This is a genomic window from Duganella sp. AC917 (assembly GCF_979258245.1).
In genome coordinates this window covers 6,367,123-6,383,403 of record NZ_OZ409848.1, presented here as the reverse complement: position 1 = coordinate 6,383,403, position 16,281 = coordinate 6,367,123, and the positions used below count along the sequence as shown (strand labels likewise).

11 protein-coding genes are annotated in these 16,281 nt (G+C 66.5%); 5 read left to right on the top strand and 6 right to left on the bottom strand.

Going from position 1 to position 16,281, the window contains the following annotated elements; genetic code table 11:
- Window positions 1-41: 41 nt before the first annotated feature.
- Together ACZ0BA_RS27855 and ACZ0BA_RS27850 are read left to right on the top strand one after the other, a co-directional pair.
- Window positions 42-2,096: a glycosyltransferase family 9 protein gene (locus tag ACZ0BA_RS27855; protein WP_463454376.1), complete on the top strand. Its 2,055-nt coding sequence runs from the start codon at window positions 42-44 to the stop codon at window positions 2,094-2,096.
- A 35-nt stretch (window positions 2,097-2,131) separates the two neighbouring features.
- Complete coding sequence (locus ACZ0BA_RS27850; protein ID WP_463454375.1) at window positions 2,132-2,395, top strand: DUF6139 family protein; 264 nt, start codon at window positions 2,132-2,134, stop codon at window positions 2,393-2,395.
- 11 nt (window positions 2,396-2,406) lie between these two features.
- On the opposite strand, the gene ACZ0BA_RS27845 is transcribed toward ACZ0BA_RS27850, so the two are convergent.
- Together ACZ0BA_RS27845 and ACZ0BA_RS27840 are read right to left on the bottom strand one after the other, a co-directional pair.
- Window positions 2,407-3,012 (bottom strand): response regulator transcription factor, encoded by a 606-nt coding sequence (locus ACZ0BA_RS27845; protein WP_463454845.1) that lies wholly within the window; start codon window positions 3,010-3,012, stop codon window positions 2,407-2,409.
- Between the two features lie 34 nt (window positions 3,013-3,046).
- A complete protein-coding gene (locus tag ACZ0BA_RS27840; RefSeq protein WP_463454374.1) occupies window positions 3,047-4,651 on the bottom strand; it encodes a sensor histidine kinase in 1,605 nt (534 codons plus the stop codon).
- A 284-nt stretch (window positions 4,652-4,935) separates the two neighbouring features.
- Here ACZ0BA_RS27840 and ACZ0BA_RS27835 point away from each other — a divergent pair, with 284 nt between their 5' ends.
- The gene (locus ACZ0BA_RS27835) at window positions 4,936-5,844 is read left to right on the top strand and encodes a DUF535 family protein (protein WP_463454373.1); all 909 of its coding nucleotides are present in this window, start codon (window positions 4,936-4,938) and stop codon (window positions 5,842-5,844) included.
- A 75-nt stretch (window positions 5,845-5,919) separates the two neighbouring features.
- On the opposite strand, the gene dnaE is transcribed toward ACZ0BA_RS27835, so the two are convergent.
- Together dnaE and ACZ0BA_RS27825 are read right to left on the bottom strand one after the other, a co-directional pair.
- Window positions 5,920-9,483 carry a DNA polymerase III subunit alpha gene (gene dnaE, locus ACZ0BA_RS27830; RefSeq protein ID WP_463454372.1) on the bottom strand — a complete coding sequence of 1,188 codons (3,564 nt, stop codon included), beginning with the start codon at window positions 9,481-9,483 and terminating at the stop codon, window positions 5,920-5,922.
- 115 nt (window positions 9,484-9,598) lie between these two features.
- On the bottom strand, window positions 9,599-11,230 hold the full coding sequence (locus ACZ0BA_RS27825; protein ID WP_463454371.1) for a hypothetical protein: 1,632 nt from the start codon (window positions 11,228-11,230) through the stop codon (window positions 9,599-9,601).
- Between the two features lie 125 nt (window positions 11,231-11,355).
- Here ACZ0BA_RS27825 and ACZ0BA_RS27820 point away from each other — a divergent pair, with 125 nt between their 5' ends.
- A complete protein-coding gene (locus tag ACZ0BA_RS27820) occupies window positions 11,356-12,252 on the top strand; it encodes a sulfurtransferase (RefSeq protein ID WP_463454370.1) in 897 nt (298 codons plus the stop codon).
- Between the two features lie 46 nt (window positions 12,253-12,298).
- Here the strand turns inward: ACZ0BA_RS27820 and ACZ0BA_RS27815 are convergent, their stop codons facing one another.
- A complete protein-coding gene (locus ACZ0BA_RS27815) occupies window positions 12,299-13,837 on the bottom strand; it encodes a class I SAM-dependent methyltransferase (protein ID WP_463454369.1) in 1,539 nt (512 codons plus the stop codon).
- Between the two features lie 131 nt (window positions 13,838-13,968).
- Window positions 13,969-15,084, bottom strand: a complete 1,116-nt coding sequence (locus tag ACZ0BA_RS27810; RefSeq protein ID WP_463454368.1) for an acyltransferase family protein — start codon at window positions 15,082-15,084, stop codon at window positions 13,969-13,971.
- A gap of 102 nt (window positions 15,085-15,186) precedes the next feature.
- Here ACZ0BA_RS27810 and ACZ0BA_RS27805 point away from each other — a divergent pair, with 102 nt between their 5' ends.
- Entirely contained in the window at window positions 15,187-16,281 is a 1,095-nt protein-coding gene (locus tag ACZ0BA_RS27805; protein WP_463454367.1) for an acyltransferase family protein, read from the top strand.

The window sequence follows — 16,281 nt, the reverse complement described above, 5'->3', positions numbered from 1 at the left end:
ACCCACACCATCCCGGCCCGCCGCCACCCATCCTCGCGCCCATGAATACTGCAAGTAACTCGCTGCCGCTAACCGAGACAGGCAGCCCGTTCGCTTCCGCATTGCTGTTCGCGCTGCCCGCGCTGGCTTTGGCGGCCGGCTACGGCGTCGGCGCGGCGCAAGTGGCGCTGTTGCTGATGTTCGTGCCGATTGTGCTGCTGCGCGCGCGTCCCGTCTGGAATGTCTACCAGCGCTACGGCGTCGAACTGGCCGGCGTGATCGCCGCCTTCTGCGCCTGGTTCGCCGTCGCGCTGCTGCGCGCGGTCTCGGGCGAGCCGATGCCGGCCGGCGCCGGAGTTGGCGCGCCGGCGCCGCTGTTGGCTTTGCTTGGCCTGGCCGGCATCGGCGTCATGTACCACTTGCGCCCGCGCGCGCGCCAGCTCTGGAGCGGGCTGTGCGCAGCCGGCCTGCTGGCCGCGCTGCTGGCGCTGTACCACCTGCCGGGTCGCGAGGCCGGCCTGCATCCCGCGCCAGCCTACGGCGACATGGCGCTTGCCTGCGGCCTGATGGGCTTGTGCGGCGCGGGCGCGCTGCGCCACACGCGGCTGGCCTGGCTGCCCGCGCTGGCGCTGCTGTGCGGCCTGGCCGCGTCGCTGCTGACGGGCGCGCACGGCTGGCTGGCCCTGGCGCTGGCGCTGATCCCGCTGCTGGTGTACGCGCGCGCGCTGGGCGACCGCCGCCTGCTGGCGCTGTGCGGCCTGGCGCTGGTGATCGCCTGCGTGATGCCGGCCGTCGGCATGGCCGGGCGTATCGGCGCCGCCTTTGACGAGGTGCAGCGCTACCTGGCCACCGGAACCGCGCTCGACGGCGCCGTGTTGCTGCTGCTGTACCTGGCGCCGCTGTGCCACTTCATTGTCCAGTTGCGCCGCCCGGACCGGGGCCAGCACCCGCTGGCGCTGGCCGGCCTGGTGCTGGTGGCGGCCTTTGTCGGCTTCAGCCTGGACGGAGCGCTGCCGCTGGCGCTGGCGCCCGAGCCGTTCTACGTGCTGCTGGTGGGCGGCCTGAGCGGCCTGTGCCTGGCGGCGCGGCATAATCCGCCGCCGCGCCGCATCATGATCACGCGCACCGACAACATCGGCGACGTGGTGCTGACCCTGTCGCTGGCCGGCTACCTCAAGCAAATCTACCCGCAGGCCGAAATCGTTTTCCTGTGCCGCCGCTACGCCGCCGCCGTGGTGGCCCAGTGCCGCCATGTCGACCGCGTGCTCACGCTCGAGGAGCTCGGCGACGACGCCGCCGGCGGCATGGCGCGCGCCAAATGCGACACCGTGCTGTTCGCCTTCCCGCGACGCCACCTGGCGATTGCCGCGCTGCGCGCCGGCATCGCGCGCCGGGTCGGCAGCAGCCGCCGCGTCTACCACTGGTTCACCGCCAACCGCCTGATCAACATCAGCGCCAAGAGGACGCCGCTGCACGAGGCCCAGCTCAGCTTCAAGCTGCTGCTGCCGCTGGGCATCGACTTTGTGCCGACCTTGGAACAGGTGTGGAAGCTGTACGGCCTGACGACGCCGCGCCACCCGGCCGCCGACGCCGTGCTGGCGGCGCCGGGCTTCAAGCTGATCCTGCATCCCAAATCGAACGGCAACGGCCGCGAATGGCCGCTGGAGCACTACACCACGCTGGCGCGCATGCTGGGCGCGGCCGGCGGCGTGCGGGTGCTGATCACCGGCAGCGCCGCCGAGGGCGAGCTGATCGCCAAACAGGCGCCGGCGCTGCTGGCGCTGCCGAACGTGGAAAACATGTGCGGCCGCCTCGACTTGGAGGCGTTCACGGCGCTGATCGGCGGCTGCGACGGCCTGATCGCCAGCGGCACCGGGCCGCTGCACCTGGCCGCCGCGCTGGGCCGGCCGGTGGTGGGCCTGTTCCCGCCGCTCAAGCCGATCGATCCGACGCGCTGGGCCGCCATCGGCCCGCGCGCGCACAACCTGGTCACGGCGCAGGCCTGCGGCAATTGCACCGATCCGGCGCGCTGCGGCTGCATGCTGGCGATCGCGCCGCAGCAGGTGTTCGACATCGTCCAGGGGTGGTGCGAAGAGGCGGCGCCGGCGGCCGCCTGAGCGGCGTGCGCGCCGGCAAATCAAAATCCGGTACTATGACTTTTTCGCCCCAAGGAGGACATGTCATGCGTGTGGATATTTATTGCCGAGATGAAGCACAAGGGAAGCACAGCTATTTAGCCGTGCCCGAAGGAAAGCCGATTCCCGAGGAAGCGACCAATACCGACTGGCACCCCGAGGCGCAGCGGGTCGAGGTCGACGACGACAGCGATGATCTGCCGCGCTATCACATCGTGCACCCGCTCGAGCAAATCGGCGCCAAGGGGTACGCCATCACCAGCCTGGACGAACAGCTGTAACGCAACGGGGGCTACGTCGCTGCGGCGTCGCCCTCATCCTCGAGCATGCTCAGCCGCACCAGGTCGGCGACGTTGCCGACACCCAGCTTGCTCATCAGGCGCGCCTTGTGCACCTCCACCGTGCGCACGCTGATGCCCAGCGCCGGACCGATGTCGCGGTTGTGGCAACCGCTCACCACCAATTGCATCACTTCCCGTTCGCGCGCGGTCAGGCCGGCCAGCAGGCTGGCGCCGGCGCTGCGGCGGCGCCGCTCGCCGGCGGCCAGGCGCGCGCGCGCCAGTCCCTCCTCGATGGCCGCGATCAGCTTGTCATCGTCGAACGGCTTTTCCAGGAAATCGACAGCGTCGGCGCGGAACGCCGCGCGCGCCGTGCCGACGTCGCCGTGGCCGCTCATGATGATGACCGGGATGCGGCAGCCGCGCGCGGCCAGCGCGCCCTGCAGCGCCAACCCGTCCATGCCGGACATGCGGATGTCGATCAGCAGGCAGCCGTTCCAGTCCGCCCGCCAGGCCCGCAGGAAATCCTCGCCGCTGGCAAACACCGCCGTCCGGTAGCCGCGCACGCCAAGCAGCAAGCCCAGCGCGTCGCGCACGGCCGCGTCGTCGTCGACGATCATCACCGCCAGGTCCAGTCCGCCCTCATGTTTCGCCTCATTCACCGCCATCGCCACCACGCTCCCGTTTCAATGTATCCGCCGTCACCACAGGCAGCGTCAGCCTGAAGATGCCATGCTCGCCCGCCTCGGCCCACAAGGCGCCGCCGTGCGCCTCCATGATAGCGCGGCTGAGCACCAAACCGAGTCCCAGCCCGCTGGCCTTGGTCGACACGAACGGCTCGAACAGGCCGGCCGCCAGCAGCTCCGGCACGCCGTGGCCGCTGTCCTCGACCGTCAGGCGCAGGTTGCCGTCGACGCCGCGCGCCGACACGGTGACCCGGCGCGCGCCGCGCGGGCGTGCCTGCGCCGCCTCGATGCCGTTGGCCAGCAGGTTGCGCAGCACCAGCGCCAGCTGCACCCGGTCGGCCAGCACGGCCAGCGCCGGCATCTCCCCGATCACCAGGTCGACGCCGTGCTCGCGCAGCGACGTCGTGAACTGGCGCGCCACCTCGGCCACCAGCGGCGCCGGCGCCACCGCCTCCAGCCGCAACGCGCCGCTGCGGAAGAAGTCGCGCAGGCGCCGCACCACCTCGGCCGCCCGTCCCGACTCGGCCACCATGTGGCCCACCGCGTCGCGCAGCAGCGCGCCGTTGTCGCCGCGCTCGAGCAGCAGTTCGCAAGCCTTGCCATAGGCGCCGAGCGCCGTTAGCGGCTGGTTGAGCTCGTGCGCCAGCGCGGCGGCCATCTCGCCGGCCGCCGCCAGCCGCAGCGAACGCTTCAACTCGCTCGACACCTGGCGCAGCTCGTCGACCATGATGCCGATCGAAAAACCCACCAGCGCCAGCGCCGCGTCGAGCATCTGCAGCTCGGGCACGGCGATGGCGACCGCGTGGTTCCACTTGACCAGGGCGCCGATGCCGGCCTGCAGCACGAACACCATCAGCGCCGCGCCGCGCAGGCCCTGGCGCGAGGCGGCCCAGATCACTGGCAGGAACAGGAAATAAAATTCCTTGAACTCGGACGTGGCGATGCTGCCGAACACCAGGTACAGCACGCCGCCGGCCAGCGCCAGGTAGGCCAGTGTTTCGGGCCGCCAGACTGCCGCGCGCAGCCGCTGGCGCCGCTCGGCGCCGGCCAGCATCCAGATCAGCGGCATCGACACCAGCGCGCCGACCATGTCGCCGATGCCAAAACGTATCACCGCCGCGTACCATTGCCCTGCCGGAATCAGGCCGCCCGCCGATAGCAGGCTGATGTAGACGACATCGTTGAGCACGGTGCCGACAGCGAGGATGGCGACCCAGTCGAACAGGCTGCGGCGGCACTCGAAGATGGCGCCGTCGGCGAAGCGGCGCCGCAGCGCCTGGCCGAGCATGCCGTAGCCAAAGGTCAGCCACAGCGACATGAGCACGGTAAGCGCCGGTCCGCCCGGCATCCCCCGCACCAGCACCTCGCCGGCAACCAGGGCGATGAACCAGGCCGGCGCCAGGCGCCAGCCGTAGCGCAGCCACAGCACCAGGCCCAGTGCCGGGTCGGGATTCCACGGCGTGATGTTCAGGCCGTACAGCGGATCGAGGTAGGTACTCCAGTCGAGCAGCAGATACAGCGCGATAAAGGCGGGAAAGCGCCAGACGCGCGAAGTGATCGGGGCAAAAGCCATCGGTGGCGTCCATGGGAGCGCGGGTGGCCAGGCGACACCGGAGGGAAACCCGTAATGCCGCGGCGGCCCGCCCGCGCGGTTCATATTTTCTGCTGCGCAATTATTAAGGGAAACACGTAGGGCTTTGCCCGAATTTACATGCCGTTACACAGAAGCTACCATTATCTTAACACGATGCAATTTGATTGCATCGTGAACAACAGCTCGTCACTGCCAGGCCGCCGCGACCGCGCGACGGGCGGTGTCCGCCCCGTCCGCCACAGCCCTTTCTTGAGAGACGCCTCATGTCGCAGCTGATCACCCTTCATTCCGGCACGGCCGCGTACACCGGCCTCAAACGCCTGTGCACCAGCATCAAGCTGGCCTGCCGCGCGTTGTCCGAACGCTCGGCCAGCAGCCGCTGGCTGCAACTGCTGAACTCGCATCCGATGTTCATGGACCTGGTCAAGGCCAAGCCGCAGCTGGTCTACAAGATCTACCGCCCCTACCTGAGCAAGAAATTCAGTTGCGACCAGCGCGTCGACCTGCTGGGCGCCCACTACCGCCTGATCCTCGGCCACGGCTTGACGGCGCTGACCTTGCGGGCGGCGCGCGCCAGCGTGCCGCTGGGCGCCGTCGAGGGCAAGTCCGGCATGGCCTACGAGGTTCGTCTGAGCGCGGTGGACCACATGGAGCGCGAGGGCGACCTGGCGCTGCAGCTGCTGCGCGGCGGCGAGCCGGTGTACACCTGCGCGTTCAGCTTTTTCGCGCTGGCGCTCGACACCCCCGGCCAGTCCGGCTACGGGGTCTTCGTCGGCTGCATGCAGGGGCCGCGCGACGCGCGCGGACTGGAGCTGATCCGCGAGGCCACGCGCGAGCTGCACGGCCTGCGGCCGAAGAATCTGATGGTCAGGCTGTTGGCGCGGATCGGCCACGATTTCGGCTGCGCCGAGCTGCGCCTGGTGGGCAACGACAACCGCGCCGCTTGGCGCGCGGCGCGCCAGGGCAAGGTACACGCCGACTACGACGCGCTGTGGAACGAACTGGGGGCCCAGCGGCGCACCGACGGCGACCACACGCTGCCGTGCGGCGCCCCGGCCGCGCCGGATCTGGCGCTGGTGCCGTCGAAGAAGCGTTCGGAGGTGCGCAAGCGCCACGAAACGCTGACGCGGCTGGCCGACGCCGTGTGCGCGGGATTGCGGGAGCGCCAATAGCGGACGGCGCACACCGCGCTTGCAGACCGGCGTCGGACCGCATGGCGTCCGACCGGATCGGGTTCGAGTCGCGGGTTAGTACTCGATTTCCACTTCGCTGGCGCCCAGGCCCTGCTTGAGCGCCAGCTGCAAATCGTCCGACGGCGCCACGCGCCAGCCCTCCCCCAGCTGCAACACGCACTTGACGCCCTGCGGCGCCACGCGCATCGCCACCGGCAGGCCATCGGCCATGCGGTGCGGCGCCAGCAACTCGGCCATCTTCTTGGCGTCGACATTGGTCGGCAGCGACAACGCCAGCTGCTTGCCGTAGTTGACGCGCGCGGTGACGATATCGAACACCCGCTCGGCCGAGATCCGCAGCCCGCCGGAGAAGCGGTCTTCCGACACCTTGCCGACGACGGCGAGGAACTCGTCGTCCTTGAACATGCGCTTGTTCTCTTCGAACACCTCCGAATACACGGTCACCTCGACCACCGCCGTCTTGTCGTCCAACGTGACGATGAGAATCTTGCCGCGCTGCGTCATCTGCGGCCGGATGCCTGTGATCACGCCGCACAGCATGCGCGGCTCGCGCGACGGCTCCAGTTCGGAGAGCTTGGTGCGGGCGAAGCGGCGTGCCTCCGGCGCGAACGAATCGAACATATGGCCCGACAAATAGAAGCCCAGCGCGATCTTTTCCTCGGCCAGCTTCTGGCGGTCGGTGAACGGCGCGCACTTGACGTACTCCGGTGGCGCCACCAGGTCGCTGTCGTCGCCGCCGAACAGGCTGACCTGGTTGGCCGCCTTGGCTTCCTGGTCGGCGCACTCCATCGCGAAGCCGACCGACGCCAGCAAAATCGCGCGGTCGATGTTGAGGCAATCGAAGGCGCCGGAGCGGATCAGCGACTCGATGGTGCGGCGGTTGATCTGCTTCTTGTCGACCCGCTTGCAGAAGTCGAACAGGCTGACGAACGGTCCGCCGGCGGTGCGCGCGGCGATGATCGCCTCGATCGCGCTCTGGCCCGAGCCCTTGACCGCGCCCAGGCCGTAGCGGATCTGCGTGACCTTTTTGCCGGTGGCCGACGGCGGCGGGCCGTCCGGCATGAAGCGGTAGTCGGACTTGTTGATATCCGGCGGCAGGATGGTCAGGCCGCAGATGTCGATCGAATCCTCGACCAGGATCTTGACCTTCTCGGTGTCGTCCATCGCCAGCGACATGTTGGCCGCCATGAACGCGGCCGGATGGTGCGCCTTCAGGTAGGCCGTGTGGTACGACAGCAGCGCGTAGGCGGCGGCGTGCGATTTGTTAAAGCCGTAGCCCGCGAACTTTTCCATCAAGTCGAAGATCTCGTCGGCCTTCTGCGCGGTCAGGCCGTCCTTGGCGGCGCCGGCGCGGAAGATCTCGCGGTGCTCGGCCATCTCCTCGGCTTTTTTCTTACCCATCGCGCGGCGCAGCATGTCGGCGCCGCCCAGCGAGTAGCCGCCGACGATCTGCGCCATCTGCATCACCTGCTCCTGATACACCATGATGCCGTAGGTTTCGGACAAAATGGATTCGGTGCGCGGATCGGGATAGTCGAACTTTTCGCCGTGCTTACGTTTGCAGAAGTCGGGGATCAGGTCCATCGGGCCCGGACGGTACAACGCCACCAGCGCGATGATGTCCTCGAAACGGTCGGGACGCGCGTCCTTCAACATGCCCTGCATGCCGCGCGACTCCAGCTGGAAGACGGCGACCGTCTTGGCCTTGGTCAGCAGCTCGTAAGACGGTCGGTCGTTCAGCGGCAGGCGCGCCAGGTCGAACTCGGCCTCCTTCGGATCGAGCGCCTTGATGTAGCGCACCGCGCGGTCCAGGATGGTCAGGGTGGTCAAACCCAAAAAGTCGAACTTGACCAGGCCCACGGCCTCCACGTCGTCCTTGTCGTACTGCGACACCACGCCGCCGTCGCCGCCCTGCGTGTACAGTGGGCAGAAGTCGGTCAGCTTGCCCGGCGCGATCAACACGCCACCGGCGTGCATGCCGATGTTACGGGTAATGCCCTCGACCTGCTGCGCCAGATCGAGCAGCTGCGCCACTTCCTCCTCGTTTTGCTGGCGCTCCTTGAGCATCGGTTCCTCTTCGATCGCCTCGGCGATCGACACCGGCTTGCCCGGCTTGAACGGAATCAGCTTGGAGACGCCGTCGCAGAAGTTATAGCCGAAGTCCATCACGCGGCCTACGTCGCGGATCGCGCCCTTGGCCGCCATGGTACCGAAAGTAGCGATCTGCGAGACCGCCTCCTTGCCATACAAATCCTTGACGTGCTGGATGACGCGGTCGCGCCCTTCCTGGCAAAAGTCAATGTCGAAGTCGGGCATCGAGACGCGTTCGGGATTGAGGAAGCGCTCGAACAGCAGGTTGTATTTCAGCGGGTCCAGATCGGTGATCAGCAGCGAATAAGCGACCAGCGAACCGGCGCCCGAACCGCGGCCCGGTCCGACCGGCACGCCGTTTTCCTTGGCCCACTGGATGAACTCCGCCACGATCAGGAAGTAGCCGGGGAACTTCATGTTGCAGATGGTATCGGTCTCGAACTTCAGGCGCGCCTCGTAGCGCGGCCGTTCCTTCTCGCGCCGCTCCGGGTCCGGGTACAGGTGGATCAGGCGTTTTTCCAGGCCGGCCTTGGACTCGGCCACCAGGAACTCGTCGATCGTCATGCCGGGCGGGGTCGGGAAGTTCGGCAGCTGCGGCTTGCCCAGCACCAAGGTCAGGTTGCAGCGCTTGGCGATTTCCACCGAGTTTTGCAGCGCCGCCGGCAGGTCGGCGAACAGCGCGCGCATTTCGGCCTGCGACAGGAAGCGCATGTTCTCGTTGAAGCGGCGCACGCGCTTGTTATTGGCCAGCATCTCGCCTTCGGCGATACAGGTGCGCGCCTCGTGGGCGATATACTCGTCGCCGGAGATGAACTGCACCGGATGCGTGGCCACCACCGGCAGGCCCAGTTTGGCCGCCAGCGCCACCGCATGGCGCACCTGCGTCTCCTGGTTGGCCTGGCCGGCACGCTGGATCTCGATATAGAAATGACCGGGGAAAATCGACGCCCACTTTTGCGCGTTCTTTTCGGCCAGCGCCGGGTTGCCGTTTTCGATGGCGATGCCGACGTCGCCGAAGTGGGCGCCGGACAGCACGATCAGGCCGTTGGCCGGATTATCGTCGGGCAGCAGGTCGTAGGTTTTCGACGCCAGCTCGGCCAGCCACTCGGTGCGGATCTCGGCGCGGCCCTTGTACTGGTTGGTCAGCCAGGCGGTCGACAGCAGCTCGCACAGCTGCAGATAGCCCATGCGGTTTTTGGCGAACAGCATCAGGCGCGACGGCTTGTCGCGGTTGTCGTCGTTGGTGATCCAGACGTCGACGCCGATCACCGGCTTGATGCCCTTGCCGCGCGCGCTCTTGTAGAACTTGACCATGCCGAACATGTTGGACAGGTCGGTGACGGCCAGCGCCGCCTGCTTGTCCTTGGCGGCCGCGCCGACCAGGTCGTCGATGCGCACCAGGCCGTCGACGATCGAGTACTCCGAGTGCACCCGCAGATGGACAAAGGCCGGACCGACCGGCGCCACCACGCCTTCATCAGGCGCCACGACGTGTTCCGCTAATTGCTCGTTTGCTACCATGTTCATATGCTGCCCACCGCTGGTTCAATAACCGGCTATTTTACAGCGGGGGCGGCTATTGCGAGGAATTTCCATCCGCCAGTCAGGCGCCACGCATCGCGGCAAGGGCTGGGACCAAGGCCTAGGGTTTTTCGACGGCCTTGCGGGCCGCCAGCAAGACCGCGCGGGGCGGCTGGTCCGACTGCGCGGCGATCGTCAGCAACTGCTGGAAATATGCACGCGCCGCGCCGGCGTCGCCGGAACGCTGGGCCGCCTGCGCGGCGCCATGGACCGACCAGAACCGGTTGGGCTGCTTGACCAGCGTCGCCTTGAATTGCGCCAGCGCCTGCGCCGGCTGCGCCAGCTGCAACAGCAATTCGCCCAGCATTTCGCGCGCAGGCACCAACGGCCCCGGCGTGATCGACGCCAGCTCGGTGACGTCCTCCATCGCCGCCGCCTGCTTCAGGCTGGCCAGCGCCCGCGCCGTGTCGCCCTCGGCGACCGCCAGCTGCGCGGCCACTTCCAGCCGCTGGATCTCGGTTTGATCGGCCCAGTAGTTGTCCTTGGCGGCGTTCATGCGGTCGCGCAGCGCGGCCAGCTCGGTCAGCGCCTGCTGCGCGGCCGGGAGATTCTTCAGGTGCGCCGCCCCCAGCCCGCGGGTGAAAACCGTGATCGAATCGGCGTATGCGAACGGGCTTTTGCGCGGCGCCAGCGCCAGCGCGCCGGCCCAGTCGCGGCGCTCCAGGCAGTAGCGCGCCGGGATGGCGGCGTTGGCGAAAAACGCCGCCGACGCCGGCGCCGCGCCGGTGGCGTTGGCCGGTTCGAAGCGCTTGAAGGTCTCGGCCGACGCCGTCACCAGACTGGCGGCAGCGGCGTCCTGCGCCGTCTGCAGGTAGGCGTACACCATGTAATCGCCCGCGTGCAGCTCGTCGGCCGGCTGGCCCGCCTTGTGCGCGGCCTGCGCCGACGCCAGATTGGTCGCGACCGACGCCTGCCAGTCGCCGATGCGGGTGAAGGTGTGCGACGGCATGTGCAAGGCGTGCGGCGTCGATGGTGCGATGGCGCCGTAGCGGCGCGCCGCCTGCGCCGCGCGCGCGGCCAGCTCCGGCTCGTCATAGGCGTGGATGATGTAGTGCGCCAGCCCCGGATGGTCCGGATATTTGGCAAACAGCGCTTCGAGCATGGCCCCGGCCTTGAGCTGTTTAGCGTAGGTCTTGTCGGTCGGATCGGCCGCCGCCGACAAGGCCAGCGCGTCGAAAATGCGCGCTTCGATATCGTCGGGATAATCCGCGCTGACCTGCGCCATTGCCGCTTCATAGGCGTTGAGGCGGGTCGCCTGGTCGATACGCGCCGCGTCCACATACAGGTGCGCCACCGCCTCCAGATACGCGCGCTCGCGCGCCGTCTTCGGCGGCCTGACCCGTCCGGCGTCGACCGCTTTGAGTCCCTGCGCCAGTTGCGCCGGAGACTTGAAGCCGGCGAACGGATTGCTCCAGCTGCTCAGCGCAATGCCCCAGTGCGCGACCCCGCAGTCCGGGTCGCGCCCGAGCACGGCGCGAAAGCCGTCGATGGCAGGACCGAACTGGAACGAGTGCATCAGGGCGACGGCGCGGTTGAAATCGGCCCCGACGGCGGCCGCGCACGAGGTGCTGAAATTGACGGTGCCGAGCGTTTCGGGCATGCCGTGGTGGTCGTGGTCCTGTGCCGTGGCGGTGGCCACTGTGGCCATCACGGCCAACAACAAGCACCCTGCGGCGGTGGCGGAGATACGCATTGGATCGGCTCCTGATGGCGGCTGCGGATAGTTGTCGATATTATCACACGGCGGCTAACCCGAGGCCAAACTCCGGCATTCGCGCGTATAATGTCGGCTTTCCCGTTTTTCGATCCGATCCCATCATGCTCGCTAATACCGCCTTACAAGCTGAAGCGCATGCCGCCGCCATCGCAGCCGCTGCCGCCCACGTCAACATCGCCGCCTACAAGTTCGTCACCTTCGACAACACCGAAGAGATGCGGCCGCTGTACCAGGACATCTGCCAGCGGCTCGGCCTCAAGGGCACCATCCTGCTGACGCCCGAGGGCATCAACATGTTCCTGTCCGGCCCGCGCTCGCATATCGACGAGTACCTGGCGTGGGTGCGCACCGACGCCCGCTTCGCCGACCTGGAGGTCAAGGAAAGCTATTCGGTCGAGCAGTCGCACAAGCGCATGCTGGTCAAGATCAAAAAAGAAATCATCACCATGCGCATGCCGCTGATTAAGCCCGAGGAAGGCCGCGCGCCGTTCGTCGACGCCAAGACGCTCAAGCGCTGGCTCGACACCGGGGTCGACGACAACGGCAAGCCGGTGGTCATGGTCGACACCCGCAACGATTTCGAGGTCGACGTCGGCACCTTCAACAACACGGTCGACTACCGCATCGCCAAGTTCACCGAGTTCCCGGAAGTGATCGCCGCGCACAAGCCCGATTTCGACGGCAAGACCGTGGTGACCTTCTGCACCGGCGGCATCCGCTGCGAAAAAGCGGCGATCCACATGCAGAACATCGGCTACGACAGCGTGTATCAGCTCGAAGGCGGCATCCTGAAGTATTTCGAGGAAGTCGGCGGCGACCACTACACGGGCGATTGCTTCGTGTTCGACTACCGTACCGCGCTCAATCCGAAACTGGAGCCGACCGAGACCGTGCAGTGCTTCGTCTGCCGCGCCGTGGTCACGCCGCGCCAGCAGCTGTCGCCGGAATATGTGTACGAGAAGTCGTGCCCGCATTGCTACGGCAAAAAGCAGGCGTAGTGCCGATCGGGCGGGCGGGTGCGTCCGGCGCCCACGCCCCTCCTCTTCATAGCACCTTGAGTTGCTGCCAGACCGGCACCTTGTCACGCAGGATGGCTTCAACGCGCGGCCGCAGTTCGGCGAGGTTGTCGGCATCCCCCTGTAGCGTCACGCCTTCCCTGGTCATGCTGCGACCCATCGCGACCAGCTTTTCCCATACCTGCTGGGTAACGGCGTCGCCGTATACCGTTCCTTTGCGCTGTGCCAGCACGCTGTAGACCAGGCGATCGAACACGTCGGCGCCAACGCCATTGCCCGCCAACGGCGAACACAGCACCTGGTATTCGTCGCCATAACGCAACAGCCGCACCAGCGCCGCGTTCATCCTTGCGGCGGCGTCGCTCTTGCCGCCGGCGTTCAGATACGCGACCGCCTGGCCAGTGTTGGCCAGCAGCACCGCCACCTCCATCAGACTGGTGATAGGCCGTCCCGCCAGCGCCGGCACCGCCTGCAATTCGCCCAGGGTATGCGGACGCGACGCCAAGGCGTCGCAGAAGGCGCCATACAGCTCGGCATTGCCGTTGAAGGTGCCCAGCGACGTCTTCAGTTCCGTGGTGCAGGCGCTGCGCGGCACCGCCAGCGCGACGCCGACCTGCGACAGTACCTCGGCCTGACGGATCGGGCTCATCTTGCGCAGGCCGCGCACGAACACGTCCTTGCGGAAAGCGTTATTGAGCATGTAGTCCTTCAGCGTTTCCTGCATGGCGCTGTCGGGGAAGGTTGCCACCACCGCCTGGCGTTCGGGCGTGAGGTACAAGCCGGGATACGCCATCGGCAACACCGCCGAGCCGGCATACTCCATTTTCGCCTTGGCCAGGTCGCGGGACACGTCGGCGTGGTACAGCGGCTGCCAATGTTTGTGCATGTATTCGTGCACCAGATAATTACGGTCGCCCGATTTCAGGCTGTCGAGTCTCAGCTTGATGGACGGATGCGCGTCGATGTAGCCCGACTTGGCTCCGACCAGGCGCTCGACGAAGCTGGCGGCGCCCTCCATCTCGACATTGCTGCGGTTGGGGAAGGCGTCGCCATATTCCACCAGCAAACGTTGCAGCGGCCCCGCGCCGGCCCAGCCGGGCAATGCGTTGTAACTGATATAGACCGCGCCGCCCGGTTTCAGATAGCGGCCGATGAAGTCGACAATATGCTGACGGTTCTCTGCCGTCACCCAGGTGTAGATGCCGTGCAGCGTGATGTAGTCGAACTGCGGCAGGCCGCCCGCCTTGCCTTGCGCCAGCTCTTCAAAACTGTTTTCCAGCAGCGTCAGATTGGACAACTGCGCGCCTGCGGCCAAGGCGCGGGCGCCGGCAACGTGCGCGGGATTGAAATCGGCCGCATAAAAGGTACCCTGCGGATTGGCGGCGGCCAGCACGTTGGCGGTCAGCCCGCGACCGAAGCCCAGCTCGAAATAGGTGAACGGTCCGGACAAGGTCGGCGGTTCATAGCCGTTCAATGCGCATACCAGATTCAGGTAGCCCGGCCCCTGCTCCGCGTAAAACCCGGTGGTGTATTCAACGTCCGATGCATAGCCTGCGGTCCAATCCATCTTTTTCTCCGTTCACGTATGCGAAATAGAACGGAAAGTATGACACTGTTTTAATTTTTCTGACAAGATGGACAACGAAACATCGGCCGCTTCGACGCGACCAGGCCGGGTCCGCCAGCGGCGCACCGGCGTCAGCGCGAGTTCTTGCCGGCAGCTTGCTGATCGTTGACGACGCCGTAGCTGCCGCGCAGCGCCAGGAACGGCAGCTCGATGGTGTGATAACTGAGCGTGGCAAGGCCCCACACCAGCGCGTACACCAGCGTCAGCGCCAACGCCGCATCGAGCCAACCGCTGCCGGTCCAGTGGACCATGCCGACGCGCTGGGCCAGTATCTGCACCACGCCCATATGCAGCAGGTAGAACGAGTAGCTGATCTTGCCGCCGTGCGTCAACGCGCGCCCGAACCAGCGCGGCAGCGCTGCGCGCCAGGCCACCCAGGCGACGATCACGCCCGCCCACACCAGGCTCTCCAGCATCGACCAACCGATCCAGAACGCCGACTTCGGCGCCGCCCCGAACGGCGCCACGTGCGCCTGCAGCGCGCTGGCGCACACGGCCAACACCATCGCCGGCGCCAGCAGCAAGGCGGCGTGCCGCTGCAACTGCGGCTGCCACCGCTGGAACGCCATCGCCGCCAGCATGCCGATGACGAACTGGTCGAAGCGCCCGACCGCCGTGCTGAAATACATCAGCGAGCTGTTGGTGCTGGCGCCATAGGCCATCAGCTTGAAAAACAGCATCAGCGCCAACACCTGCAACAGATAGCGCGCGCCGCGCTCGAGCGCGAAGCGGCTCAGCCACGGGAACACCAGGTAGAACATGAACTCGAGCGGGATGCACCACAGGGCGCCGGTCGCCACGCTGCGCGAGGTGGGCGAGTCGCCGAGGTTGGCCGACAGCAGGTACAGGATGTCCTGCGGCTCGAAAGTGTCGCGGTTGACCGAGAGCGCGACCACGAACAAGGTCAGGTACAACGGCGCGATGCGCAACAGGCGGTTGCGGATGAAGGGCCGGTAACTCAGCCGCCCCTGCCACTGGGCGATGCGCATGAACAAAAACCCGGACAGCGTGAAGAACAACGCCACCCCGGTGTGGCCTTCGTTGACGAGGCCGGCCCACGGCGTGTCCAGGCTGCCGCCACCCAACGCGCGCCACTGATGTGAGAAGTGAAACAGGAACACCAGCGTCGCCGCGACGCAGCGTAGCTGGTCGATGCGCTCGATGTAAGGCAGGTTCACGGATCTCATCGCCGGCCAATTCCTGATTGGATTGCACTATAATAACCCGCTTATCTCCTCCACGGTGAACCGCCGCGCGTCGGCCGCCGCACCAATTTTCCCCGGCCAGGCATGAACAAATTCATCTTCGCTAACCAGCTGCGCGGGATCGCCGCGCTGCTGGTCGTCATGACCCATTATTTCGGCACCTTTTTCGCCGAGCAGGACTTGCTGGCGGCCCGCACTTTCTCGCCCAACCTGCAGCTCACACCGGCACCCTGGGTCCACCTGTTCGAGCTGCCCTATCAGGGCCCGTTAGGCGTCGCGATCTTTTTCCTGATTAGCGGCTTTGTGATTCCTTATAGCTTGCAGAAAACCAGCAAGACCGGCTTTCTGCTCAACCGCATCTGCCGTATCTACCCCACTTATGCCGTCAGCCTCGGCGTGGGCACGCTGGCCATCGCCGCCAGCGCACAGTACTGGGGCCAGGCCTTCAGCTATGAACCCAAGGTACTGATGGCCAACGCGCTGCTGGTGCACAACCTGCTCAACCTTCCCTCGATGGATGCCGTCAACTGGACACTATCGGTCGAGGTCAAGTTCTACCTGCTGGCGGCGCTGGGAACGGCGGCTTTCTTCAGCCGCAAGCCGTGGTGGCAACTCGGCTTCCAGGCGTTTGCGGTGTGGCTCACGTGGTCTTGCGTCGACCGGAGCTTGACGCTGGTATTGATGGAGCTGAACTACATCCTCTTCATGCTGATCGGCGTATTGTTTCATCAGCACGTCAACGCGCGCATCAGTACCCGAACCCTGCTGTGGCGCATGCTGCTGTCGGTGGCGGTCTTCAGCCTGACCTGGTCGATCGGACCACAGCGCAGCCAATTCCCCGATGTGACGGTATGGTATTACCTCGCGCTGGCGGTGTTTGCGCTGTGCTATGCGTTGCGTGCACGCTTCCGGCCGCATCGCGTGCTCGATTTCCTGGCCGATATCAGCTATCCGCTGTACTGCGTACACAGCCTGGTCGGCTATGTGTCGATCAAAATCTTGCTGCACCAGGGCTTGCCGTATGGCGCAGCCGTGCTGCTGGCGCTGACTGGCGCGATCCTGTTGGCGTGGCTGCTGCATTTGACAGTCGAGCGCGGCAGCATGGAACTCGGCCGCAGGCTGGCAGAAGGCTTTGGGCGCGGCCGGCGGATAGCCGCCGCCGCGCCCCGGGAAGGTTGA

Coding starts and splice junctions, on each gene's coding strand:
- ACZ0BA_RS27855 (WP_463454376.1), top strand. CDS start 42: ATGAATACTGCAAGTAACTCGCTGCCGCTAACCGAGACAGGCAGCCCG.
- ACZ0BA_RS27850 (WP_463454375.1), top strand. CDS start 2,132: ATGACTTTTTCGCCCCAAGGAGGACATGTCATGCGTGTGGATATTTAT.
- ACZ0BA_RS27845 (WP_463454845.1), bottom strand. CDS start 3,012: ATGATCGTCGACGACGACGCGGCCGTGCGCGACGCGCTGGGCTTGCTG.
- ACZ0BA_RS27840 (WP_463454374.1), bottom strand. CDS start 4,651: ATGGCTTTTGCCCCGATCACTTCGCGCGTCTGGCGCTTTCCCGCCTTT.
- ACZ0BA_RS27835 (WP_463454373.1), top strand. CDS start 4,936: ATGTCGCAGCTGATCACCCTTCATTCCGGCACGGCCGCGTACACCGGC.
- dnaE (WP_463454372.1), bottom strand. CDS start 9,483: ATGAACATGGTAGCAAACGAGCAATTAGCGGAACACGTCGTGGCGCCT.
- ACZ0BA_RS27825 (WP_463454371.1), bottom strand. CDS start 11,230: ATGCGTATCTCCGCCACCGCCGCAGGGTGCTTGTTGTTGGCCGTGATG.
- ACZ0BA_RS27820 (WP_463454370.1), top strand. CDS start 11,356: ATGCTCGCTAATACCGCCTTACAAGCTGAAGCGCATGCCGCCGCCATC.
- ACZ0BA_RS27815 (WP_463454369.1), bottom strand. CDS start 13,837: ATGGATTGGACCGCAGGCTATGCATCGGACGTTGAATACACCACCGGG.
- ACZ0BA_RS27810 (WP_463454368.1), bottom strand. CDS start 15,084: ATGAGATCCGTGAACCTGCCTTACATCGAGCGCATCGACCAGCTACGC.
- ACZ0BA_RS27805 (WP_463454367.1), top strand. CDS start 15,187: ATGAACAAATTCATCTTCGCTAACCAGCTGCGCGGGATCGCCGCGCTG.